The organism is Maritimibacter dapengensis (genome assembly GCF_019218265.1).
Classification (GTDB): domain Bacteria; phylum Pseudomonadota; class Alphaproteobacteria; order Rhodobacterales; family Rhodobacteraceae; genus Maritimibacter; species Maritimibacter dapengensis.
On record NZ_JAHUZE010000001.1, the window covers coordinates 1021403 to 1044726 of the forward strand.

Annotated in this window: 26 protein-coding genes and 1 tRNA gene; 19 read left to right on the plus strand and 8 right to left on the minus strand. The window is 63.4% G+C overall.

The features are described from left to right. Window positions 1-42: 42 nt before the first annotated feature. The gene (locus KJP28_RS05155; RefSeq protein WP_218391232.1) at window positions 43-2082 is read right to left on the minus strand and encodes a capsular polysaccharide biosynthesis protein; all 2040 of its coding nucleotides are present in this window, start codon (window positions 2080-2082) and stop codon (window positions 43-45) included. Between the two features lie 15 nt (window positions 2083-2097). Continuing rightward, the gene (locus KJP28_RS05160) at window positions 2098-3198 is read right to left on the minus strand and encodes a polysaccharide biosynthesis/export family protein (RefSeq protein WP_218391704.1); all 1101 of its coding nucleotides are present in this window, start codon (window positions 3196-3198) and stop codon (window positions 2098-2100) included. Window positions 3199-3433: 235 nt separating this feature from the next. On the opposite strand from KJP28_RS05160, the gene KJP28_RS05165 reads away from it, so the two are divergent. Beyond that, window positions 3434-3808, plus strand: a complete 375-nt coding sequence (locus KJP28_RS05165; RefSeq protein WP_218391234.1) for a hypothetical protein — start codon at window positions 3434-3436, stop codon at window positions 3806-3808. An 81-nt stretch (window positions 3809-3889) separates the two neighbouring features. Then, complete coding sequence (locus KJP28_RS05170) at window positions 3890-4261, plus strand: hypothetical protein (RefSeq protein WP_218391236.1); 372 nt, start codon at window positions 3890-3892, stop codon at window positions 4259-4261. A 3-nt stretch (window positions 4262-4264) separates the two neighbouring features. On the opposite strand, the gene KJP28_RS05175 is transcribed toward KJP28_RS05170, so the two are convergent. Beyond that, window positions 4265-5557 carry a capsule biosynthesis protein gene (locus tag KJP28_RS05175; protein WP_218391246.1) on the minus strand — a complete coding sequence of 431 codons (1293 nt, stop codon included), beginning with the start codon at window positions 5555-5557 and terminating at the stop codon, window positions 4265-4267. 208 nt (window positions 5558-5765) lie between these two features. Here KJP28_RS05175 and KJP28_RS05180 point away from each other — a divergent pair, with 208 nt between their 5' ends. From KJP28_RS05180 to KJP28_RS05210, 7 genes are all read left to right on the plus strand, one after another. Beyond that, window positions 5766-6356: a riboflavin synthase gene (locus tag KJP28_RS05180; protein ID WP_218391248.1), complete on the plus strand. Its 591-nt coding sequence runs from the start codon at window positions 5766-5768 to the stop codon at window positions 6354-6356. After that, window positions 6353-6916, plus strand: coding sequence for a hypothetical protein (locus KJP28_RS05185; protein WP_218391250.1), 564 nt, complete (start codon window positions 6353-6355; stop codon window positions 6914-6916). Before KJP28_RS05180 ends, KJP28_RS05185 begins: the two co-directional genes overlap by 4 nt. A 204-nt stretch (window positions 6917-7120) precedes the next feature. Then, the gene (locus KJP28_RS05190; RefSeq protein ID WP_218391252.1) at window positions 7121-8083 is read left to right on the plus strand and encodes an MBL fold metallo-hydrolase; all 963 of its coding nucleotides are present in this window, start codon (window positions 7121-7123) and stop codon (window positions 8081-8083) included. Between the two features lie 182 nt (window positions 8084-8265). Further along, window positions 8266-9402: a 3,4-dihydroxy-2-butanone-4-phosphate synthase gene (gene ribB / locus KJP28_RS05195; protein ID WP_218391254.1), complete on the plus strand. Its 1137-nt coding sequence runs from the start codon at window positions 8266-8268 to the stop codon at window positions 9400-9402. After that, window positions 9402-9947, plus strand: a complete 546-nt coding sequence (locus tag KJP28_RS05200) for a 6,7-dimethyl-8-ribityllumazine synthase (protein WP_218391256.1) — start codon at window positions 9402-9404, stop codon at window positions 9945-9947. The genes ribB and KJP28_RS05200 overlap by 1 nt, the downstream gene beginning before the upstream one ends. Then, complete coding sequence (gene nusB / locus KJP28_RS05205) at window positions 9944-10444, plus strand: transcription antitermination factor NusB (protein ID WP_218391258.1); 501 nt, start codon at window positions 9944-9946, stop codon at window positions 10442-10444. The genes KJP28_RS05200 and nusB overlap by 4 nt, the downstream gene beginning before the upstream one ends. Before the next feature lie 179 nt (window positions 10445-10623). Continuing rightward, a complete protein-coding gene (locus KJP28_RS05210; protein WP_218391260.1) occupies window positions 10624-10929 on the plus strand; it encodes a hypothetical protein in 306 nt (101 codons plus the stop codon). Here KJP28_RS05210 and KJP28_RS05215 read toward each other — a convergent pair. Further along, a complete protein-coding gene (locus KJP28_RS05215; protein ID WP_218391261.1) occupies window positions 10923-11612 on the minus strand; it encodes a nitroreductase family protein in 690 nt (229 codons plus the stop codon). The genes KJP28_RS05210 and KJP28_RS05215 overlap by 7 nt on opposite strands. 326 nt (window positions 11613-11938) lie before the next feature. Between KJP28_RS05215 and KJP28_RS05220 the strand changes: the two genes are divergently transcribed. Beyond that, on the plus strand, window positions 11939-12406 hold the full coding sequence (locus tag KJP28_RS05220; protein ID WP_218391262.1) for an MmcB family DNA repair protein: 468 nt from the start codon (window positions 11939-11941) through the stop codon (window positions 12404-12406). On the opposite strand, the gene KJP28_RS05225 is transcribed toward KJP28_RS05220, so the two are convergent. Beyond that, window positions 12369-12584 carry a DUF6324 family protein gene (locus tag KJP28_RS05225; RefSeq protein WP_218391263.1) on the minus strand — a complete coding sequence of 72 codons (216 nt, stop codon included), beginning with the start codon at window positions 12582-12584 and terminating at the stop codon, window positions 12369-12371. The genes KJP28_RS05220 and KJP28_RS05225 overlap by 38 nt on opposite strands. A gap of 105 nt (window positions 12585-12689) precedes the next feature. Between KJP28_RS05225 and KJP28_RS05230 the strand changes: the two genes are divergently transcribed. Next, a tRNA-His gene (locus KJP28_RS05230) sits at window positions 12690-12766 on the plus strand. Window positions 12767-12780: 14 nt separating this feature from the next. Here KJP28_RS05230 and KJP28_RS05235 read toward each other — a convergent pair. Then, complete coding sequence (locus KJP28_RS05235; RefSeq protein ID WP_218391264.1) at window positions 12781-13083, minus strand: DUF6476 family protein; 303 nt, start codon at window positions 13081-13083, stop codon at window positions 12781-12783. Between KJP28_RS05235 and KJP28_RS05240 the strand changes: the two genes are divergently transcribed. From KJP28_RS05240 to KJP28_RS05255, 4 genes are all read left to right on the plus strand, one after another. Then, window positions 13082-14110 (plus strand): RluA family pseudouridine synthase, encoded by a 1029-nt coding sequence (locus tag KJP28_RS05240; RefSeq protein ID WP_218391265.1) that lies wholly within the window; start codon window positions 13082-13084, stop codon window positions 14108-14110. The two genes, KJP28_RS05235 and KJP28_RS05240, sit on opposite strands and share 2 nt — an antisense overlap. A gap of 144 nt (window positions 14111-14254) precedes the next feature. Further along, entirely contained in the window at window positions 14255-15151 is an 897-nt protein-coding gene (gene rpoH / locus KJP28_RS05245) for an RNA polymerase sigma factor RpoH (protein ID WP_218391266.1), read from the plus strand. Between the two features lie 58 nt (window positions 15152-15209). Beyond that, on the plus strand, window positions 15210-16187 hold the full coding sequence (locus KJP28_RS05250; protein WP_218391268.1) for a Gfo/Idh/MocA family protein: 978 nt from the start codon (window positions 15210-15212) through the stop codon (window positions 16185-16187). Window positions 16188-16240: 53 nt separating this feature from the next. Then, complete coding sequence (locus KJP28_RS05255; RefSeq protein WP_218391270.1) at window positions 16241-16558, plus strand: DUF4389 domain-containing protein; 318 nt, start codon at window positions 16241-16243, stop codon at window positions 16556-16558. Window positions 16559-16679: 121 nt separating this feature from the next. Here KJP28_RS05255 and KJP28_RS05260 read toward each other — a convergent pair whose 3' ends face one another. Beyond that, complete coding sequence (locus tag KJP28_RS05260) at window positions 16680-17852, minus strand: dipeptidase (RefSeq protein ID WP_218391272.1); 1173 nt, start codon at window positions 17850-17852, stop codon at window positions 16680-16682. A 75-nt stretch (window positions 17853-17927) separates the two neighbouring features. Here KJP28_RS05260 and KJP28_RS05265 point away from each other — a divergent pair, with 75 nt between their 5' ends. Beyond that, complete coding sequence (locus tag KJP28_RS05265) at window positions 17928-18197, plus strand: DksA/TraR family C4-type zinc finger protein (RefSeq protein ID WP_218391275.1); 270 nt, start codon at window positions 17928-17930, stop codon at window positions 18195-18197. A 46-nt stretch (window positions 18198-18243) separates the two neighbouring features. On the opposite strand, the gene KJP28_RS05270 is transcribed toward KJP28_RS05265, so the two are convergent. Next, on the minus strand, window positions 18244-20085 hold the full coding sequence (locus KJP28_RS05270) for a M3 family oligoendopeptidase (protein WP_218391277.1): 1842 nt from the start codon (window positions 20083-20085) through the stop codon (window positions 18244-18246). 278 nt (window positions 20086-20363) lie between these two features. On the opposite strand from KJP28_RS05270, the gene KJP28_RS05275 reads away from it, so the two are divergent. The 3 genes from KJP28_RS05275 to KJP28_RS05285 are packed head-to-tail and all read left to right on the plus strand — an operon-like array spanning window position 20364 to window position 23282. Continuing rightward, complete coding sequence (locus tag KJP28_RS05275; RefSeq protein ID WP_218391280.1) at window positions 20364-22082, plus strand: TadE/TadG family type IV pilus assembly protein; 1719 nt, start codon at window positions 20364-20366, stop codon at window positions 22080-22082. A 1-nt stretch (window position 22083) separates the two neighbouring features. Then, window positions 22084-22626: a TadE/TadG family type IV pilus assembly protein gene (locus KJP28_RS05280; RefSeq protein WP_218391283.1), complete on the plus strand. Its 543-nt coding sequence runs from the start codon at window positions 22084-22086 to the stop codon at window positions 22624-22626. 8 nt (window positions 22627-22634) lie between these two features. Then, the gene (locus tag KJP28_RS05285; protein WP_218391285.1) at window positions 22635-23282 is read left to right on the plus strand and encodes a hypothetical protein; all 648 of its coding nucleotides are present in this window, start codon (window positions 22635-22637) and stop codon (window positions 23280-23282) included. Window positions 23283-23324 lie beyond the last annotated feature (42 nt).

Consider the following 23324-nt stretch of genomic DNA (forward strand, 5'->3'; position numbering starts at 1 on the left):
GCGTCGCGCGGGAGGCAGGTTCAGGTGGCCTGCATCACGCGACTACCGCCGCCAGAGATGCGACCTGCCCGCCATCATCCCCTGGAGCTTCGCGAGCAGCGACAGACCGGGCGGCTTGCCCGCCTGTGCGGATTCGATCCTGTCGAGGGCGACTTCGATCGGGCAGGGGCGTCTCGTGACCGGGTCGAAATATCGCGGATAGTCGATCAGCACGGCATGGGCGAGTGCCGTCAGATCCGGGCGCGCGGTCCGACGCTCCGGCACCGAACCGAAATCGCGCGTCAGGCCCCAGCCGGCGTAAAAGGGTGCGCCGAAACAGGCAACGTTCTTGCCCCGGATCAGGGCTTCGAAGCCCATGAGAGACGTCATGGTCCAGACCTCGTCGACCGCTTCGATCAATGCGAGCCCATTCGCGTTTTCCGCCACCACGTCGGCCACACCACGCTCCCGTTCGGGTCCAAGCGCACCGGTTCGCAGGCCGGATTCCACATCGGGGTGCGGTTTGTAGATGAGAATGGCGTTCGGGTTCGCGTCGCGGGTGGCGGCGAGCAAGGCTTGGTTGTCGCAGACCTGCGATGTTCCAAGCAGGATCGACGCATCATCCTCCACCTGGCCCGGCACGAGTATGCGGTGTCCCGGCGGCAGATCGGCGATCGTGGTGCGATCGAGGTTGTATTTGTCGATCCCGCCGCCGACCAATCGCTCGACCACCTGTTCGGCTCGGGCCCTTTGCCCCGGCGAAAGCCGTTCACTTGCCGCGATCAGGGCTTCGAGCCGGCTCGGGCGCGTCGGATCGTAGTAGACCCCGACATCGTCGCGCACCAGCGACAGGGGCGGGGTCAGTTCCGCCCCCAATCCGCGTGACCGCACGAACCCGTCCTCGATCCTGAGCGCAGGGGCGGGGAGCGTGTCGGCCTTGTTGGCCCAGACCATCAAAGCGCGCGCATCCTTGGTGGCTCGCGCCCTCGCGGCGTCCCCCTCGGCAAAAACCACGCCGCGCCCGGTGCCGAAGAACCTTGCGACCGGCGCACGTTTCCAAAGCCGCATTCCGGCAGCGACATAGCCCGCCGCGTCTTCGCGATGCGCCCGCGCCTGCGCTTCGAGGTTCGCCAGAACGTCCTCCACTTCGCACAGGCGGTCGCGGTAGGGGTCATACCACGTGGGGTAGTCGATCAGCGCGGCGGACACGAGTTGCGCGCGGGTCAGCGTCCGGGTGCGGCGCGGGACCGGGTTCTCGTCGTTCGTCAGCCCCCAACCGGCGTAGAATGGTTGCCCGAACACACGCGGCTTGTGGCCGGCGATGATCGCTTCGAACCCCATGCCCGACGACACCGTATATACCGCGACCGCCCCCTCCATCAGCGCCCATGGGCTGACCTTTTCGGTCATGAGGCTGACATGCCCGACGGCATGTTCCGGTCCGTAATAGCCGGGGCGATGTCCCGCTTCGGTTTCCGGATGCGTTTTGATCAGCACGCGCATCCCGGGGTTCTCTTCCTGCGCCATGACGAGCATTTCGCGGAAGGTCGAGGGCGTCGCGCCCGATGCGAGGACGGCGGCATCGTCGCGGGTCTGGTCGATGACCACCACATAAGGCGCAGGCGGCAAAGCCGCGACCGGGTCGAAATCGTTGTATTTCGAAATATGCGCCGTTCTGAGCCGGTCCATCACATCGCGTGCGCGCTTGATATTGGCGAAATCGTCCAGCGGGGCTTCGGCCAGCATGCGTTCGAGGTCCGATGGCACCGACGGGTCGAAATGCACGCCATGCCGGTCGAGGAGCAACCCTTGCGCCGGCGCGCCCGAACGCCCAGGCAGAACGGAACGCAGGAACGCATCCTCGACACGCAGCAGCCCTGCGCCGCGCGCCTCCGCCACCCGCATGCCGCGCGATGACGTGGGAGATGCGCCCCAGATTGCGACCGTGTCCGCAGTCGTCGGCAGGCCGAGCTTCACCTCCCAGCCGGCGAGCGAAAGGATGCGCCGGACCCGGCGCTCCCGCAAAAAACCGCCCGAATAAACGAAAAGCCGCCGGGAGGAGGGGGGCTCCGTCCCGGCGGCCTCGTTATGGCCCGGAGGCATCACGGCGTCGTCGCCTCAGGGTGCACCGAGAAGGCCCACGGTGCTCCCCGCGTTGGCAAGGCTTTCCGCCGCGCCAAGCGTGCCGGTCAGGGCGGTAATCACCTTGGCCCATTGCACATAGGGGGCTTCGGTCACGTAGACCGTGTCGCCGTCGCGGATAACGAAGTCACGTGCGGTAAACATGCCGTTGGGCTCGGTCAGGTTCAGCACGTAGACCATCCGCTGCGCACCGACGAGGTCAGTGCGGCCAAGCACGTTGTTGGCGATTTCCGCGTCTTCGTTGCGGAACACGAATATGCCGGTCGGATCGGCCAGTGTCGGGTTCAGCCCGCCGACCTGCGCGATGGCCTCGAGAGCCGACAGGTTCTGCGTCGAGAAGTTCACCCGTGTCTGGGTGCCGGTCGCGCCGAGTGCGGTGAAGGCGCGGGTGTCGGCTTCGACGAGAATACGGTCGCCGTTGCGCAGCGCGATGTCGAGACGCGGGTCTTCGAACAGGTCCTGATACCAGATCTGCCCGGTGGTATGCCCGCGGATGATCTTCACGACCGCGACTTCCGGGTTGACTGCAACGCCGCCTGCACGGGCCAGCATCGCGCCGAGCGTCCGGGTCGGGCGTTCGATGGCATAGACGCCCTGCGCGCTCACCGCACCTGTGATCGAAACGGTCGCGCCGTCGCCTGCGACGCGTGTGATGAGCACCTGTGGATCCGGCGTCTGCGTCGCCAGTTTGTCGGTCACGATCCGGCGGATCGCCTCGGGCGAATTTCCGGCGGCCTTGATCCGGCCCGCATAGGGGATGAAGATGAAGCCCGATCCGTCAACCTGCACTTCCTGAAGCGCGGCCGGTGCACCGGCGGAGGCGAGAATGCCCTGTTCCACGTTTTCCCAGATCGCAACACCCAGCACGTCGCCGGGGCGCACCGTGTCCGATCCGACCTGACCCGCGTTGATGAAGTTCGACGAAAACCCGAGTGCGGGGACGACGGCAGTCGCCCGCGTCACGCGATCGTTTGCGGCGACGACGAACGCGTCGCCCTCGCGCTGCACCGATCCTGCGTAGATTTCCTGCTTGTTCGGGCCGGAGCGGGGAAGCACGTCGCAACTTGTCAGTCCCATGACAAGCACCAATAGCGCGGCGATGCGCGCACTCGTAAAGCCGAAGATATTCACTGCCCGGGCTCCTTTTTGGAGTTCTGCCTGTATTCTTTTTCAAAAAGCTAACCTGTTCAGGGCGAAAAAGAAAGTCTCGGCGTGTCCCGATCCGGCGTCTGGGCGGGAATGTGTTGCCTGCGCGACTCGTTTTGCGCGAAAAGGGTCGGACCGGCATGACGCGAGGGGCAGGCGGAACGCCATGTCTGATTTCGAGCGGGGGTTCGCCCCACTGAAAACCCAACTGGACGATCCCGATGCCCTGTTCGTGGGGGCGCAGATGCGCGACGCGCTTCTCGCGCTCGAGCCGCTGCTGCCGGACGCCGGCGCCGAGGCGCGGTTGTTCCGCGAACTGGCCCTGCTCGAAGGCAAACGACAGGAGCTTTCCTGTCTCGACCATGCCGACAGAGCCTTGGCCGCGCAGGAAAAACGCCGCGTGTTGTCGCGCCGCGATCTGTATTTCATGCATGTCGCCTGCGCCCAGACCGGCGTGGCGTGGCAAGGTGGGCCACGGGCGCGGATGCACCTTGACCGCGCGTTGGCGCTTTGCGCCGAGCTTGAACGTCCCTTGGACTAGGCGTTCGGCCTTCGGTTTGAGTACGGCGTTTACCTCTCCTCGATCGGGGAAGGGCGGCACGGGCTCGACCAGTTCGAACCGTTGCTCGCCGATGCCGAGGCCGCGAAAGGTGCGGACAGCCCCGAGCTTGCGAACCTGCACGGGCGCATGGCCGACAGCCACGCACGCGAAGGCGACGAGAAACGCGCGTTGGCGAGCCTTGATCGGTCCATCGCGCTCTACGAGGCAGGTGGCGACCTTGGTCGCGTGGTCAGCACACGGGTCGGCTACGCGCGCAAACTGGCGGCCATGAAGAAATACCGCGCCGCGCGGGACATGATGGGTGCCGCGGTCGCGACCGCCGAGACATTCGGCTCCGAAGGCACGCTGACCTTTGCGCGCAAGGCGCAATCCGAGCTCGAGGCCGAGATGCCGCGCGGGATCAGGGCGCTGTTCGTGCGGGTCTTCGGCTGAGGTCTATTTGACGACGCGAAGCTGCTGGCGCGGGGCGGCGGTGCCCTTGGCGAGCGCGTCATACGGATCGTCGGCTGCAAGCATCATGTCCACGACCTGCCGCAGCAACTGCCGGCGCCCCTGCGCCGAATAGAACCCGCCGGCGATCTGCGAGGTTTCGAGAAGGTAGTGGCGATAGTCGTGATACGCGCGGCTGTCGGGGCGCGCGGGCTGGGCGAAGAACTCTGCCAGTGGCTGGGTCGAGACGAACTCCGGCTTGGCGAAAACCGCATCCCCGAACACCTTGAGCGGCAAGCCGCGCCAAAGCACCTGCTGCGCCGCCGTGGAATTCACCGTGACCGCCGAGCGGGCATGATCGAGGAGGCGGGCCAGCTTGCCGCCACGCAGGTAATGCACCCGGTCGGACACGCCATGTGCGCGGGCCAATCGTTCGATTTCCTTCCGCAAATTCACCCGCCCATCTTCCAGCGGATGCGCTTTGAAGACGAGGTGATGGTGACGCGGTGCGCCGCTGGCGAAACCCTCGATCACGGTGTCGAGGAACTCGGTCATCGAGGCGAAACGCGAATGCGCCGTGAAGCTCGAATCATGCGCGAGCTGCAACAATGCGAGGTGATATGGAAAGCCACCGCGCCGGACGCGGCCCGTTGCGATGATCCGTTCGAGCGCCTGGAACGGCATCAGGAGCAGGCGGCGCAGGTATAGCTGAAATTCCTTCGACACGGGCAGATCACGATGCGCACGGAACCCGGCATAGCGCCGGTTCGCGAACAGGACGAACCAGTGATAGAGCGCGCCGTAGAAGATATGGTGGCGCATATCGCCCCAATGGGCCGGGGCCTCGGGAATGTCGAGCTGGGCATCGGCCAGCACCTTCTGCATCCCGTCCACGTCCATCTGCATCAGCCGCGAATGGCCGTTCGATCCGCCGCGTTCGTAGCTCACCCAATAAGGGCGCAGATAGCCTTCTTCGAAGACGTGAACCATGGCACCGGCCGCCTTGGCCGCCGCGACCGCTTCGGCATGGATGAACCGCGTGTCGCCGTAGAGCACGAGATCGGTGATGCCCTTCTCGTCCAGTATCCGGGCGATGTGCGCGGGCCAGGCGGACTGATCCTCGCTGAACGGAATGAAACTGGCCCGGTCGCCCCAAAAGACCTCATCCCCCTTGTTGAATCCGACGCGCCACGTCGATGCGCCCGCCGCGCGCAGCATCCGTGCGAGCCGCCGGAAAAACGGCCCGTGCGGCCCCTGCAAAAACAGGAAAATGCGGTCTGTTCCGTCGATGGCGTCCATTTGCACTTTTTACCCGAACTCGGTTTCGATGTCTCGCACAACGGCGCGGTTTCCGCCCTATAACCGGCTGGAAATCCTTGCGATTATCTCAATAGACGCAACAAACGCGGCAATCGAGGCCATTTTTCGACGCGGGCACGACGAAGCCGCGACCGCTCTCTTGGCAAAACGCGGCGTTCGGCGTAGCCATAGGGCGAAGGAGACGCGCATGTTCACAGGCATCATCACCGATATCGGCACCGTCACGAAGGTCACCCGCGACGCCGATATGCGCGCGCGGATCGAGACCGCTTATGACACCGACCGCATCGATCTCGGCGCGTCGATCGCCTCGGACGGCGTCTGCCTGACCGTGACCGCGCTCGGGCCGGACTGGTACGAGGTCTATGTCTCCGCCGAAACGCTGGACAAGACCAATCTCGGCGATTGGCGCGAGGGGCGGCGGGTCAATCTCGAACGCGCCCTTAAGGTGGGCGACGAGTTGGGTGGACACATCGTCTCGGGCCATGTCGACGGCGTGGCCGAGGTCGTCGAGGTCCATGACGAGGCTGACAGCACCCGCATCACCTTCCGCGCGCCCCCGGCGCTCGCCCGGTTCATCGCGCCCAAGGGGTCGGTGGCGCTGAACGGCACGTCACTCACGGTGAACGAGGTCGACGGCGATACGTTCGGCGTGAACCTGATCACCCATACCAAGGACGTGACGACCTGGGGCGACGTGGGCGAGGGCGACCACGTGAACCTCGAGATCGACACGCTGGCCCGCTACGTCGCGCGGCTCGGCGAATATGCCGCATGACCGGCATCGGGCATAACGGCGGGCCAGGCATCCCGACCTCCGGCTGGCAACGCTATGCCTGGCGCCGGGCGCGGGCGGAGCTTCTGCCGACCCTGCCCATCGAGATCGTCCGCCGCCGGGTGCGCCGCGCGCGCGAGCTTGGGATCGACTACAAGAGTTACGCCTCGATCCGGGCCGCCACCGGGCGCGACGTCATCGCTCTCCTGTTTTCCTCGAACGCGTTGAAAGTCGGGCCGAAGGTCGTGGCGATCCCGGAAACGGAGGCCACGCGGCTCACCGCGCTGACCAGAACCACGCGCCTTGCCGCGACGCACCTGCCGCTCGCACCCACCCGCCTGCTCGCCGCCAATCCCGGCCTTCTCGACCGAGCCGACACCGCGCCGACGCTGGCGCAGGGCTGGTCCGAGACGCGCGAGGTGCTTCACCGGATGACCGGGGCCGAGGGACTTCCGTCGGACGCGGTGGTGGTGGTCGGCGAGACGATGCTGGAGCAGGAATGGGCCATTGCGGGCCGCATGGCCGGCTATCTGGACGCCCACCGCTATTTCGCATCAACCTGAGCGCCCAAGCGGTGCGGGGCGTGCGCCCCGCGCAGGTCTTGCGCCGCGCTGACGCGCGACGCGGTGGGGAGGGCCAGCCCTCCCCGGTGCGAATGCAGGCATTCGCACGCCCCTCCCGGGATATTTTCGGACCGGAAAGCCGGGAAGATGCTTGGACGAATTGCAATTCGTGCATATGATGTCCTCGAACAGGGAGGACCACATATGCTCACGCGCCCCACGCGCCGCGACTTGCTCAAGTTCGCCGCAGCCATGCCCGCTTTCGCCATGCCACTTGCCGCACGTGCCGAGCTTGGCCCCCCGACCGGGGATCAGCCGGCGCATTTCCGGTTCTCCGTCGGGGAGACACGCATCACCATCGTCTCGGACGGCTGGTTCCCGCAGCCGCTTTCCGCGCTTGGCCTGAATGCGGACGAGGCCGAGAAAGCGGCGTTTCTCGAAGCGCATTTCCTGCCGACGGACGAGATCGTGGGCCATACCAACCACGTGTTCATCGAGAACGGCGACGAGAGCGTGCTGATCGACGTCGGTTCCGGCAATCGGTTTTTCGACACCGCCGGGCGGCTGATCGGCAATATGGAGTCTGCTGGGATCGACCCCTTCGCCACCTCCAAGGTCGTCATCACTCATGCGCATCCAGACCATATCTGGGGCATTCGCGACGATTTCGACGAGGCGATCATCCCCGATGCCGAATACATCATCGGTGAAGCGGAGCACGCCTATTGGACGCAGGACGGGCTGGTGGACCGAGTCGCGCCCGAAGACCAGCAGTTCGTTCTGGGGGCTGCCAATTCCATCGCGGTCGACGGGGCGGACTGGTCACTCGGCAACGATGGCGACGAGGTCGCGCCGGGTGTGCGCCTCATGGCCACACACGGTCACACGCCGGGGCATATGTCGGTGATGGTGGAAAGCGGCGACGCGCAGCTTCTGGTGCTGGGAGATGCGATCACCCATGCCTTCGGCCATTTCGCCCATCCCGAATGGTACGGGTCGATGGACAGCGACCCGGAGGCGACGGTGGCGAGCCGCCGCGCGCTTCTTGACATGGCGGCGACCGATCGCATCCCGGTGGTCGGCTACCATTTCCCGTTCCCCGGCGTGGGCCATGTCATGCGGGATGGCGACGCCTATCGGTTCGTGCCCGCGCTCTGGCGGTTCTGATCCGCGGCGCCGGGGGCTGTCTGCCCCCCACGGTGCGGGCAGGCCCGCACCGCCCCCCCGAAAGTATTTCTCGGAACAATGAAGGGCGTCATCGCGGCTTACACAGACGATGTGCGCCACGTCCCTCTGGCAAACCCCGGCGCTCTTCGTTATTTCGCGGGGGCCAGAGGCGAGGAGTCATCATGTCCGACAGAAAAATCTATGACGAACCCGGGCCGGTGGAGCTGACCCACCAGGACATCATCTCGAAGATCGAGGACATCATCGAGGATGCGCGCAACGGGCGTATGTTCATCCTCGTCGATCACGAGGACCGCGAGAACGAGGGCGACCTCGTGATTCCCGCGCAGATGGCCACGCCGGAAGCGATCAACTTCATGGCCACCCATGGCCGCGGCCTGATCTGCCTGTCGATGACGTCGGACCGGGTCGACGCGCTGGGACTGCCGCTGATGGCGTCGCAGAACTCTTCGCGCCACGAAACCGCCTTCACCACCTCGATCGAGGCGCGCGAAGGCGTGACCACGGGCATCTCGGCCCATGATCGCGCGCGCACCGTGGCCGTGGCGATTGACCCGACGCGGGGTGCGCAGGACATCGCGACGCCCGGCCACGTGTTCCCGCTCAGGGCCAAGGACGGCGGCGTGCTGGTGCGCGCGGGCCATACCGAGGCCGCCGTGGACATCGCGCGGCTTGCCGGGCTGAACCCATCCGGCGTGATCTGCGAGATCATGAACGAAGACGGCACCATGGCGCGGCTTCCCGATCTCGTCGCCTTCGCGCAACGCCACGGGCTCAAGATCGGCACGATCAGCGACCTCATCGCGTATCGCCACCGGCACGACAACCTCGTCAATGAGAGCGCGGTGAAACAGGTTCACTCGGCCTTTGGGGGCGACTGGCTGCTGCGGATCTTCACGGACGAGACGCAGGGCGCCGAGCATATCGTGATGACCAAGGGCGATCTGACCTCGGATGAGCCGGTTCTGGTCCGGATGCATGCGCTCAACCCGCTCGAAGACGCGCTGGGCGTCGGCCCGAGCCCGCATAACGAATTGTCGCGCGCCATGGAGATCGTGGCCGAGAAGGGCCGGGGGGCCATCGTGCTCTTGCGCGACCCCGGCATGAAGCTCGCCTTCGATGGCGAGGTGAGCCCGCAGGTGCTTCGGCAATATGGGCTGGGCGCGCAGATTTTGTCGGCGCTGGGCATCCACGAGCTGATCCTGCTGACCGACAGCCCGCAGCCGAAGGTCGTGGGCCTCGACGCCTATGACCTCGCCATCGTGGACACGCACCCGATTCTCGGAGACCAGAAATAATGGCCCAGACCGAATACACCCTTCCGCGCCCCGACTTCGACACGCCGGTGAAACTTCTTATCGTCGTTGCCCCGTTCTACCGCGAGATCGCCGATGGGCTGATCGCGGGCGCCAAGGCCGAGATCGAGGCCGCAGGCGCGACCTATGAACTCGTCGAAGTGCCCGGCGCGCTCGAACTGCCGACCGCCATCGGCATCGCCGACCGCACGTCGAATTTCGACGGCTTCGTCGCGCTCGGTTGCGTGATCCGGGGCGAGACCACGCATTACGACACCGTGTGCAACGATTCATCGCGCGGGATCATGGAGCTGGGTCTCCGGGGCCTGTGCATCGGGAACGGTATCCTGACGGTCGAGAACGCCGAACAGGCCGAAGCACGCGCCAACCCGGCGAAGATGAACAAAGGCGCCGGTGCCGCTGCCGCCGCGCTTCATCTTGTTGCGTTAAGCAGAAAGTGGCGTGGGGGCGAAAAGCCGGTTGGCTTCCAGCCGCGCGGGGAATACAAGCTCGCCGGCACACCCGACGAAGGCCCCAGCCGCACATGACCGAAGATCAGCCCCAGGACGCCCCCAAGCGTCAAATGTCAGGCAATTTGAAACGCCGCATGAAGTCCGCCTCGCGGCTCTATGCCGTTCAGGCGCTGTTTCAGATGGAAGCGGCAGAGCAGGGGCTGGAAAAGGTGCGCAAGGAATTCGAGACGCATCGCTTCGGTGCGACCTATGAAGAAGGCGAGTTCGAAGAGGGCGACGTGGACCTGTTCCGTGCGCTTCTGAACGAAGCCGTCGACCGGCAGGCCAAGATCGACCAGATGACCGACCGCGCGCTTGTGGCGAAATGGCCCATCGCGCGGATCGACCCGACGCTGCGCGCGCTGTTTCGCGCGGCGGGGGCCGAGCTTCTGATCGGGGACACGCCGCCCAAAGTGGTGATCGTCGAATTCGTGGATGTCGCCAAGGCGTTCTTCCCGGAAGGCGAAGAGCCGAAATTCTCCAACGCCGTGCTCGACCACATGGCGCGGGAGGCCCGGCCCGAGGCGTTCTGAACGCCCCGTTAACCTTTTGCCGGCTCTCGCGATCTGGCAGGTTTGCCATACGCTTTCCATACGTAATACATATGTGTTCCATACGTCGTTGAGCGAGAAAGCGGCGGGGTTACCGGTGCGACTCGATACCGCTTTGGACTCATATATTCGCGTGCTAATATGTGAGTAGGAGGTGGCCTATGCCCAAGCTCGTCAAACTCTACATTCGTCAGGTTCTGATCGGTTTCGGTCTTGCCGGTGTCTTCGTCGCGCTGCTTTTGTGGCAGAACGTCGCGAACCTCTGGCACCTCGTCTCGACATCCGACATCGGCTGGATCGCGGTGGTGATGTTGTTCATGGGGCATGGGATCGTTTTCGCGGGCGTGCAATTCGCCATCACCATCATGCGGATGGGTGAAGAGGACGAGCCCAAGGGCGGTAAACGTCAGCCGATTGCGACCAACATCCCGGTGCGCATCGAGGCGACCGCGACAAAGCGTCAGTAGACCTTCAGAATTTCGTCCAGCGGTTTCTTGATCTTCGCCACGGCGGGGACGGTGGCATCCTCTGCGGCATGGCCGACGGCAAGGATCATCACGGGCTTTTCGCTGTCCGGGCGGTTCAAGGCTTTATTGAGGAATTTCATCGGGTTGGGCGTGTGGGTTAAAGCCGATAGACCGGCGTTGTGCAACGCCGCTATGAGAAATCCTGTGGCGATGCCCACGCTTTCAGGGACGTAGTAATTCTTGAAGCGCGTGCCATCGTCGAATGCGCCCCATCGCTGAGCGAAAATCACGATGAGCCAGGGCGCGATTTCGAGATGCGGCTTGGAGGCATCGGTGCCGAGCGGCTCCAGCGCCTTCAGCCATTCATCGCCCGCACCGCCATCGTAGAACTTCTCTTCTTCCGCTTCGGCCTCGGCCCGGATGCGCGACTTGAGCGCGGGGTCCTGAACCGCGGCGAAGAACCAGGGCTGGTGGTTGGCCCCGGACGGCGCGCGGCCCGCCGTGGCGACGGCGGTCTCGATGATGTCGCGCGGCACGGGGCGGGGAGAGAAATCGCGTATCGTGTGCCGTTTGGACATGAGATCGAAGAAGTCTCGCGCCGCCTCGAGCGCCTCGTCGTCGCTCCGTTCGATCCGATCGGGAATCGGCAAGGCCTCGTGCGGTAGATTGTCTTTTGAAAACATGGTGCCTCCTCCGGTCGCCGAAACCGTAACCACGCGGCACAAAAAACAAAAGCGCCGCCCGAAGGCGACGCTTTGTCAGGTGTGGCGGGACCACCGCAACCGTCTGGGAAGCGCATTCCCGAGGACCTGTATATACAGGTGGGCGCCGGGTAACTCGGCCACGGCCGCGACAGAGCCAGCTCCCTCGGATTTGCTTAAGGCCACCGGAATGTTCCCGTCTGACGAGAAGGGCAGATCGCCACAAGACCCGAGATAGGCTGCGCGGAGGCGACGCGCAAGAGGCTTGCAGACTTGTCTTTTGTTCACGAAATGTTCAAAGTCGACCCATGGATGAATTGCCCCTTCAACCCGGCCAGCTTCTCGCCCGAGGCGTGGCGCGTCACCTGCGCCGCTACGACTTCGCCAGCGTCGAGGAGTTTGTGCCGGCGCGAGGTTTGCGAACCGACCTCTATGCCGTTGGTCCGAAAGGGGAAATCTGGGTCATCGAATGTAAATCGAGCCGTGCCGATTACATGACGGATCACAAATGGCAGGGTTATCTGGAGTATTGCGACCGCTTCTTCTGGGCGGTCGACGGGGATTTTCCGGTGGAGCTCTTGCCGGATGAAACCGGTCTCATCATCGCCGACAGCTACGATGCCGAGATCGTCCGCATGGGACCGGAGACGAAACTCGCGCCGGCACGCCGCAAGAAGATGATGCTGAAATTCGCGCGAAACGCGGCCAGCCGGCTACAGGGCTACCGCGACCCCGGTGTCAGCGCTTTTTCGGACCCTTCGAGCCCTTTGCGTTGACCTTTTGCGCCTGCATCGCGGCGGCCTTGATTTCCTCTGCGATTTCAATCGCTTCCTCGGGCTCGAAATCCATCGGAAGGTCGATCCCGTCGCCCTCGATATAAATGCGCACCATGCCGAGCGTCGTCGGCCCGATCTGCAGATTGGCGGAAATGTCGCTTTCGCTGTTGATGCCCATGATATGCTCCTTCGCCGGACCAATCCGAGTTACGCGGCAGGGGGCGGATTTTCAAGCCCGACCTCTTGCATTGATCGGGCGGGGCGGCTAAACGCTCCTTCGCGTGCCGACATAGCTCAGCTGGTTAGAGCGCTTGATTGTGGATCAAGAGGTCCCCCGTTCGAACCGGGGTGTCGGTACCATCTCTCCTTCTTATTCAGTCAGAGACGGCAACCTCCTGCCGCAACGTTCGGCCGTCCGGCGAAAAGATCAGGATGCGCCCGTCATCGGTGACTACCGCAAGGAAATCGGGGCCGCGAGTCAGCGCGTGAACCTGTGCGCCGTCTGGCAGGGCGATCTCGTCGGGAAACGCGGCGGGCGCACTGTCGTTGAAACGCATGACAACCAGCGCGATCAGCACTACAAGGCCCACGATCATCGTGACGGTCAGCGTCGTCACCAGCCATTTCAGGTAGCGCACAAGACCCTGGTCCACGCCGCTTTCGGGAGCTTCATCCATGTCCAGCACCGTCCTTGTCACCATCGGGGCCGATCCGCCCAAGCGGCTTGATAAGGCATTGGCCCGCGACGTGCCAGAGGCGGCCAACCTGTCGCGCTCGCGCCTGGCCCGGCTGATCGCGGATGGCGCGGTGTCGCGGGCGGGCGACGTGATGGACGATCCGCGCGCGAAGGTGGGCGAGGGCGATGTGCTGGAAATCGCGGTGCCCGAGGCGGTCGAGAGCCATATCGGGCCCGAGGATATTCCGCTCGATATCGTTTATGAGGACGACGACCTCGTCGTGGTGAACAAACCCGCCGGAATGGTCGTCCATCCGGCGCCGGGGACGCCTTCAGGCACTCTCGTTAACGCATTGTTAGGACATTGCGGAGATGATCTGTCGGGCGTCGGTGGGGCGAAGCGCCCCGGCATCGTCCACCGGATCGACAAGGATACGTCGGGTTTGCTCGTGGTCGCCAAGTCGGATGCTGCACATCACGGGCTTGCCGCGCAGTTCGAGAAGCACAGTGTCGAGCGGCATTACAAGGCGCTGGTCTACGGCGTGCCGGACAAGGCCGATCCGCGGCTCAAGGGCATCAAGGGCGTGAGCTTCGAGCAGGGAGGGATCGTCAAGATCACCACGCAACTCGCCCGCCACAAGCATGACCGGCAGAAACAGGCGGTGGTCTGGGGCAGCGGGCGCCATGCGGTGACGCGCGCGAGGGCCGAAGAAACCTTCGGCGCGCCACCGAGCCTTGCGCTCATGGACTGCTGGCTCGAGACCGGGCGCACCCACCAGATCCGGGTGCACATGGCCCATATCGGGCACGGGTTGGTCGGTGATCCGACCTATGGCGGGCGGCGTAAACCGTCAGAGGCCGCGCTGGGGGCTGCCGGAGCCGCTGCGATCCGGGCCTTCGACCGGCAGGCGCTTCATGCCGCGACGCTTGGGTTCACACATCCCGTGAGCGAGGAACCCATGCGTTTCGAGGCGCGTTTGCCTGAGGACATGGCCGCGCTGGTTGAAACACTCCGCACAAGGGCGTGACGCCCCTGTCGGACCGACGGAAACGGCCGCATACTGCGTGTAACATTCAAGGGTTCCCGGCCCTTGAACAGGCGTGTTAGCGCCCTAAATGTAATGTTAAGCCCCGCAACATTGCGGGTCCGACAGTGGAGCAACGGACAAAAGATGAGCAATTATCAGAATTTACCGGCGCCGACCCCTGAAGGTGGGCTTAACCGCTACCTGCAGGAAATCAGGCGGTTCCCCATGCTTGAGCCGGAAGAGGAATACATGCTGGCAAAGTCGTGGGTGGACCATCAGGACACCGACGCCGCCCATAAACTTGTAACATCCCACCTGCGCCTCGCCGCGAAGATCGCGATGGGGTATCGGGGCTACGGGCTTCCGCAGGCCGAGGTTATTTCCGAGGCGAACGTGGGCCTCATGCAGGCCGTGAAGCGGTTCGACCCCGAAAAGGGCTTCCGCCTCGCCACCTATGCGATGTGGTGGATCCGCGCCTCGATCCAGGAATATATCCTGCGGTCCTGGAGCCTCGTGAAACTCGGCACGACCAGTGCGCAGAAGAAGCTGTTTTTCAACTTGCGCAAGGCGAAAGCCCGGATCGGTGCGCTCGAGGATGGCGACCTGCGGCCCGAGAACGTGGCCCGGATCGCCCATGATCTGAACGTCACCGAGGCAGAGGTCATCTCGATGAACCGCCGCATGTCGGGGGGCGACGCGAGCCTCAATGCTACCGTGTCGAACGATGGCGACTCGACGATGCAGTGGCAGGATTGGCTCGAAGACGAGAGCGCCGACCAGGCGACCGAGTACGAAGAAAAGGACGAACTCACCGTTCGCCGCGAAATGCTCGCACAGGCGATGGACGTGCTGAACGACCGCGAGAAGGACATTCTCACCCAGCGCCGCCTGTCGGAAGAGACGGTGACGCTCGAGGATCTCTCGGGTCAATACGACGTGAGCCGTGAACGCATCCGCCAGATCGAGGTGCGTGCCTTCGAGAAACTGCAATCGCGCATGCAGGAGCTCGCCTCCGAGCGCGGGCTGGCCGAAACCGCCTGATACCGCTATCACCGGGGCAGGGTGGCCGCCCGGCCACCTTGCCGGACAGGAGGGGCGCATGACGTTTCGATGGGGTATTCTCGGGGCCGCGAATTTCGCGCGACAGCAGATGGGGCCGGCGATCCACGCCGCGCTTGGCAACGATCTGGTGGCATTGTCCACGTCGTCGCCCGAAAAAGCAGCCGGATTCGAGGCGATTTCGCCGAATCTCATCGTATATCCCGATTACGACGCGCTCTTGGCGTCGGACGAGATCGACGCGGTCTATGTCCCGCTTCCCAACCATATTCATGTCGAGTGGACGCTGAAGGCGCTCGAGGCTGGCAAGCACGTGCTTTGCGAAAAGCCCATCGCGCTCAAGGCCGAGGACATTGACCGGGTGATCGCTGCGCGGGACGAGACCGGGCTGATGGCCGCAGAAGCCTTCATGATCACGCATCATCCGCAATGGCACAAGACCCGCGACCTGATCGCGGACGGTGCGATTGGCGAATTGCGTCATGTCGATGTGGCGTTCAGCTTCAACAACCCGGACCCTGCCAATATTCGTAACAAGCCCGAGACGGGCGGCGGCAGCATCCCCGATATCGGCGTTTACGCGTATGGCGCGGCGCGCTTCGCGACGGGCGCGGAGCCGGTCGATCTGGCCGCGCGGCTCAAGCGTGAGAACGGCGTCGATACCTTTGCGCATGTGACCGGCGAGATGGATGGCCCGACCGGACGTTTCACCTATTCCGGTATCACCTCGACCCGGATGGCGAACCGGCAGGACATGGTGTTTCATGGAAGTGACGGAACGATCACGCTGCACGCGCCGTTCAACGCCAACGTCTTTGGCGAGGCGCAGGTGCTTCTGCGGCGCGGAGATGAGACGACGGTCTACCGCTATCCCGGCGTGAATCAGTACGTGCTGCAGGTCGAGGCTTTCGCCCGCGCGGCGCAGACCGGGGCCGACTACGATTGCCCGCTGGAATTCAGCAAGGGCACGCAGGCCATGATGGACAAGGTGTTCGAGGTGGCCGTCGACATGAATTGAGGATTTGAGATCCCGGCGGGCGGGCCGCGGGGAATGCTTTTGAGGGGGCGAAAATGGCGAAGAAGGATGACGAGGACCCGGTGGTCCTGGAAGAACCCGGTGACGGGATTGAGGGTGACGAGGACGAGAACATCTGGCTGCGCGGTCTCTGGATGATCCTCTTCATCGCGTTGATGTGGGTGGCGCGCGGGATCCTGATCGTGGCGGCCGTGATCCAGTTTTTGTGGATGCTGTTCGGCGGCGGAAAGAACCCGCATATCGCCGAGTTCGGTGAGGATCTGGGCGATTGGATGGCGCGGGCGACGATCTATGTGTCGGGCGCGACGGAGGATCGGCCGTTTCCGTTCGACCGCTGGGGCATTCCTGACTGAAGGATTGCGCCAGGGCTGAAGCCCGGTCGCGGTAAGGGGGCGCTGCCCCCTCCGGAGGCCAATGAATTGGCCTCCGACACCCCCGGGATATTTCCCGACCGGAAAGACACGAAGGGCGCGTTCAGTCCAGACGCGCGCGCAGGACGCGGATCATGTTCTCTCCGGCGACCTTGCGGATCTGGGCCTCGGTCAACCCTTCGTCCAGCATCGCCTGGGTGAGGGCCGCGAGTTCCGATGTATCGAAGCTGGTGGTGACTGCGCCGTCGAAATCCGACCCGAGCGTGACGGCCTCTTCGCCGACGGCGTCGATGGCGGCGCGCACCGTCTTGGCGATGCCCTCCGGGCTGTCGTCGCAAGTGACGTCTTCCCAATAGCCGATCCCGATCACGCCCCCGGTCGCCGCGATGTCGCGCATGAGGTCGTCGGGGTAGTTGCGCACGACCTCGCAATGGGAATGGAGCCCCGTGTGGCTGACGATCACCGGCATGTCGGTCATGGCGATGACGTCGCGGGCAACCTGCTGGCTGGAGTGGGCGAGGTCGAGCACGATGGGGCGGGCTTCGAGTTCCGCTACCACCTCGCGCCCGAAGTCGGTCAGCCCGCCGCCCTCGGTGCCGTGGAGCGAACCACCCAGTTCGTTGTCGAAGAAATGCTGGAGCCCCATGAGGCGCAGGCCCGCATCCTGCAGGCGGTCGAGATTGGCGATGTCGCCTTCGAGCGGGTGTCCGCCCTCGGTGCCGAAGAGCGCCGCGATGACGGTTTCGCCATTCGCGCGGGCGTCGAGCACGGCGTCGAGCTCTGCTTCCGTCGTCACGAAGCGCACGGTTCCGCCCGATTGCGCGGCATCCTTTTCCAGACGCTCCGCGTGGTAAAGTGCGCGTTCGAGCAGGCTGTTCCACGTGCGGATCGGCCAGAGTTGCCCGATGGCCAAAAGCGTGACGTTGTCGCGGGCATCGGCCGAGTTTTCCTGGTAGTTCTGGCCCGCCGGGGTCTTGGTGACCGAGGTGAAGACCTGTATCGCAACATTGCCTTCAACCAGCCGTGGAAAGTCGACCTGACCGCGCGTGCCGCGATCATTGAGGTCGCGGTTCCACAGGAGCGTGTCGGCATGCCAATCGCCTATGATGAGGCTGTCATGAAGTGCCTGCGCCTCGTCCGAGACAGGGTAGGGGTCATGCTCCCGCACCACGTTCATGCCGCGCTCGGCGATACCGGGGGCGAAGAGGAAGAAGCCCGCCAGCCCGAGCACGACGAGGAGGCCGATGATCCCAAGAAGCCATTTCACGATGCGCATGTCGTTGTCTCCGTCTTTGACAGAAGGCTAGGGCAGCTTATCTGTTGTGAACAGTCCTGACGGAAGGGAAAGACGATGGCCGGTGGCTGGAGCCGCGACGGGGCGGTGAACGAACAGATCGAGGCGAGTGTGGCCGAGGAATTAGAACGCATGCGGTCCAGGCGTGGTCCGGTGGGCGAAAGCCTGTCGGAATGTGCCGAATGCGGCGAGCCGATCCCGCAGGCGCGTCAGGAGGCGTTGCCGGGTGTGAAGATCTGCATCGACTGCCAAGAGGAGCGCGACTCTGCCTTCAAGGCGCGGCCCGGGTTCAACCGGCGCGGGTCGAAGGACAGCCAGTTGAAATGAAAAAGGCCGGCGAAATCGCCGGCCTTCTGATGTGTCGTGAAGGCGATCAATCCTCCATCGCTTCCAGTTCGTCGATCATGCCGGAGATCATGCTGAGACCCTTGTCCCAGAATTTCGGGTCTGACGCGTCTAGGCCGAAGGGTTTCAGAAGTTCCGAGTGGTGTTTCGAGCCGCCCGCGCGGAGCATGTCGAAATACTTCTGCTGGAAGTCCGCGTCGCCTTCCTCGTAGACCGCGTAAAGCGCGTTCACGAGGCCGTCGCCGAAGGCGTAGGCGTAGACGTAGAAGGGCGAGTGGACGAAGTGGGGGATGTAGGACCAGAAGGTCTCATACCCGTCCATGAAGGTGAACGCGGGGCCAAGGCTTTCGCCCTGAACGCTCATCCAAAGCTCGTTGATCTGGCCCACGGTCAATTCGCCCTGCGTCCGGCGCGCGTCGTGCAGTTTGCATTCGAAGTCGTAGAACGCGATCTGGCGGACGACGGTGTTGATCATGTCCTCGACCTTGCCGGCCAGAAGCACCTTCTTGGCTTTCTGGTCCGGCGCTTCGGCGAGAAGTTTGCGGAAGGTCAGCATTTCACCGAACACGCTGGCGGTTTCGGCGAGGGTGAGGGGCGTGTCGGCGAGCAGTTCGCCCTGGTCTGCGGCCAGCACCTGATGCACACCGTGGCCGAGTTCATGGGCGAGCGTCATCACGTCACGCGGTTTGCCGAGGTAGTTGAGCAAGACGTAAGGGTGAGCGTCGGTCACGGTCGGGTGGGCGAAGGCGCCGGGGGCCTTGCCCGGTTTCACGCCCGCGTCGATCCAGCCCTTGTCGAAGAAGGGTTCCGCGATCTCGGCCATCCTGGGGTCGAAGCCCGCGTAGGCGTCCATCACCATCTTGCGGGCGAGCGGCCAGTCGATGACGCGTTCCTCGTCCATCGGCAGCGGCGCGTTGCGGTCCCAGACCTCCATCGTGTCCAGTCCGAGCCATTTCTTTTTCAGCTCGTAGTAGCGGTGCGACAGCTTCGGGTAAGCCTCGACCACAGCGTTGCGCAGCGCCTCGACCACTTCGGGTTCGACGTGGTTGGACAGGTGGCGCCCGGTCTGTGGCGTCGGCATCCCGCGCCAGCGGTCTTCGATTTCTTTCTCCTTGGCGAGCGTGTTGTGGACCCGTGCGAAAAGGCGGATGTTTTCGCCAAAGACCTTGGCCAGTTCGCGTGCACCTGCTTCGCGCTTGGCGCGGTCCTGTTCGGACAGGAGGTTCAGGGTCGCTTCGATGCCCATTTCTTCCATACCCTCGGGCTGGAAGGTGAGGGCAGCCATCGTCTCATCGAAGAGTTTGTTCCACGCCGCCGCGCCGACCGCACTCTGGTCGTGGAGGAATTTCTCCAACTCGTCGGACAGTTGGTAGGGCCGCATCGCGCGCAGGCGGTCGAAGATCGGCTTGTAACGGGCGAGGTCGTCGTTCTGGACGAAGAGCGCGTCGAGCTGGTCGTCCGGGATACGGTTGATCTCGAGCGAGAAGAACACGAGCGGGGTCGTGAAGGTGGTGATCTTTTCCTGGCAATTCTGAAGAAATTGCGCGCGTTCGCCGTCGGTCGTGTTCTGGTAATACCGAAGCCCCGCAAAGGACATGAGGCGTCCCGCGGTGAGGTCGATGTCTTCATAGGCTTTGACGCAGGCGAGCAATCCTGCCGCGTCTAGGTCGGCCAGCTTGCCCTCATAGGTGGCGGCGAAATCGGCGCAGGCCTTTTCGAGCTTGTCGAGGTCTGCGGCCACTTCGGGGGCGTCGGGGGCGGTGTAGAGATCGGTGAGGTCCCAGTCCGGCAGGGCACCGAGGCCTTTGCCATCGCCGGCGGCTTCGGTGGCGGCGTCGAAGGTGCGGGCGGGGGTGAAACGGCTCGTCATGGTCTCTCCTGTGCAACGTGTTGCCAGAGACATAGTAGGCGGGGCGCCGGGCCACAACACCCGCGGGGTGTCGTTCATCTCGTGGGAGGAAATGTGGCGGATTTTGCGGCTGCGCGAAACAGTCCCTCGTCTGGACAGTGACTGCTTCCTAACCGGCTTGGAAACAGTGTTTTTTACCAGTTTGTCGCCCTATTTCTGCCACGCTTTGTGTATCTAAGAGCAATGGGAAAGTCCGTAATCGGACGGGGATACGAGGGTTTGACGCGGGAGTTGGGTCGATGACTAAACGACTCGAAGGCGATGGGATAGGTGTGGACGCTGGTGTCGGACGACGCCGGCGCGGTTTCTGGCGCGATGAGGATGGCTCGTTCATCATCTTCGGTCTCGCGATCTTCATGATGATGATCTACGCGGGCGGACTTGGTGTCGACGTGATGCGCTATGAGGCGCACCGCACGAAGGTGCAGAACACGCTCGACCGCGCGATCCTTGCCGCTGCCGCTCTTGATCAGACGCTGGACCCGGAAACGGTCGTCCTCGACTATTTCGCCAGGGCCGGGTTGGGCGACATCATCACCGCCGACGATATCGAATGGACTGCCAGCGATACCGAGAGAAAGGTCGAGGCCTCGCTCAACCTGCGCATGGGAACGACCTTCCTGCGCATGGGCAATCTGCAATACCTCGTCTTCCCGGCAGCGGGGGGCGCCGAAGAGGCGGCTTCGTTGTCCGAAATCTCGCTCGTGCTCGACGTGTCCGGTTCGATGGATTGGGCAAGCCACACGGGCTATTCGAAACTCCACGAGTTGAAGAAGGCCGCCAAGACCTTCGTGAACCTCATGCTTTGCAACCCGGAGGGTTCGGACGAAGATGGATTCGACTGGACGATCGAACCTGATCCCGCGACGTGCACGACGGATTGGGGCAAAATCTCGATCAACCTCGTGCCCTATGCCGAGCAGGTGCTCGTCGGCGAGGATTTCCTGACGCGTATGCAGGCCACGGCCGAGCATGACCAAAGCTCTTGCGTGACCTTCTCGCCGGATGACTTCAGCTCGATTGCTGTGAATGTCGCTCCGACGATGGAGAGCGAACGCATGCAGCGCACCGCGCATTTCGATCCGGTTCGCGGGCGCAACGACAATCCGAGCGACGGCAACGCGCCCTGCCGGGACGACAGCTGGCGCGAGATCACGTTCCTCGAGGACGATTACCGCGACCTGTTCGACGAAATCGACGACCTGCAGGCCAGCGGCAACACGTCGATCGACCTTGGAATGAAGTGGGGCGCGGCCTTGCTCGACGATTCATTTCAGGACATCGCAAGTGACCTCGAAGACGAGGACCTGATCTTCGAAGGCTACGGCGAACGTCCGTTCAGCTTCGACAAGCGCGGGATCGAAAAGGTGATCGTGCTTATGACGGATGGCGAGAACACCGAGCAGGATTACCTCAAGGACGGATACCACAGTGGGCCTTCGGGTGTGTTCTACAACCCGGATGACGACGATCGGATCTCGATCTACGATCCGGTCGCCGACAATTACTACTGGGTGTGGAACGGCGAACGCCATGACCACGCCTACGGCGACGGTGAGTTCGAGGAATGCCGCTGGGTCGGGTTCTGGATCTGGGGACGCTGGGAATGCTCGCTGGTCGACGAAGGAGACGGCGCGGTAGAGCTCACATTCCCGGGTTTGTGGGACAACTTCACGGTAAGCTGGTACGAGCAGTGGGCCTTCACGGACGACCACGTGAACCAGGTGTACGATTACTCGGAAAAGAACGACCATCTCGAAGCGATGTGCGACGCCGCCAAGAACGAAGGCATCATCGTGTTCACGATCGGGTTCGAAGTTCCGGGCGACGACCAGGACGATATCATGCGCGCCTGTGCGACCTTCCCGACGTATTATTACGACGTGGACGGGCTCAACATTCAGACCGCATTCGAGTCGATCGCGCGGGAAATCTCAAAGCTGAAGCTGATCTACTGACATGAACATCCGGGCAGGCAAACTCAAAAAAATCTGGCGAGCACTCAAGCGGGAAGAGGGGAATGCGACGATTGAATTCGTCATCCTCTTCCCGGCGGTCATGACGCTGTTCCTTTCGTCTTTCGAAGTATCGGTGCTGCTGTTGCGCTCCGTGCTTCTGGAGAAATCGCTCGACACGACGGTGCGTGAGATGCGGCTCGGTGTGGTCGACCCGCAGACACAGGCAGAACTCAAACGTATTCTGTGCGCGCGGGCTCCGATCCTGCCGGAATGTTCGGAGACCATGAAGGTCGAGCTGGTCGTGGTTCCGACATCGAGCTGGAACCTGCCCGACGGACGCATCAAATGCGTCGACACGGCCGCGTCCATCAACCCTGCCGTCACGGCGAATTTCGGGACCGCGAACGACCTCATGGTGGTTCGGGCCTGTGCCAAGGTGGATCCGTTCTTCGCGACGACCCCGTGGGTCATGGACCTGTTGCCGCTGGATACGACCGGGCAATACGCCGTCGTCGCCTCATCGACCTTCGTCAACGAACCATGAGGCTGGCGATGAACGTACATGACAGAACCAAAACGTCGACGTGGCATCGTTTCCTTGCAGATGAGGATGCGTCGCTTTCGGTCGAGCTCGTCTTGATCCTCCCGCTTTTGTTGTGGGGGTTCCTGACGGTGATCACGGTCTTCGACGTGTTCCGCGCGCGGACCGTGGCACTCAAGGCGAATTACGCCATTTCGGACCTACTGTCGCGGGAGAACACCGAGATCGACGGCGCCTATCTCACGGGTGCGATGAACGTGTTCAAATACCTGACACAGGGCAATTCCAACACTTGGGTCCGGGTGACGCAGGTGGTCTGTTCGGCGGATTGCATTTCAGACGACGAACGGGTGCTCGACATGGACTGGTCGGAATCGACCGACGGTGTCAGCGGGCTCGAGGAAGAAGAGATGCGCACGTCGCTCGCGAAATTCATTCCTCTGCTGCCGGCAGGTCAATACGCCATCGTCGTGGAAACCAGTGTCGATTACTCGCCACCTTTCCTGCCGCCGCTCGATTTCATCTATTACAACGACAAGGGCGAGCGGAAGAAGGTGAGCTGGGGTTACATGAAGCACAACACCTTCGTGGACACGGTGGTGACCGAGCCGCGCTTTGGGCCGAAACTGTGCTGGCAAGGGCAGTCCGACTGCGGTTGAAGCACCGGCCTACTTGTGCACCAATGCGCAGGTTGCGTGAAA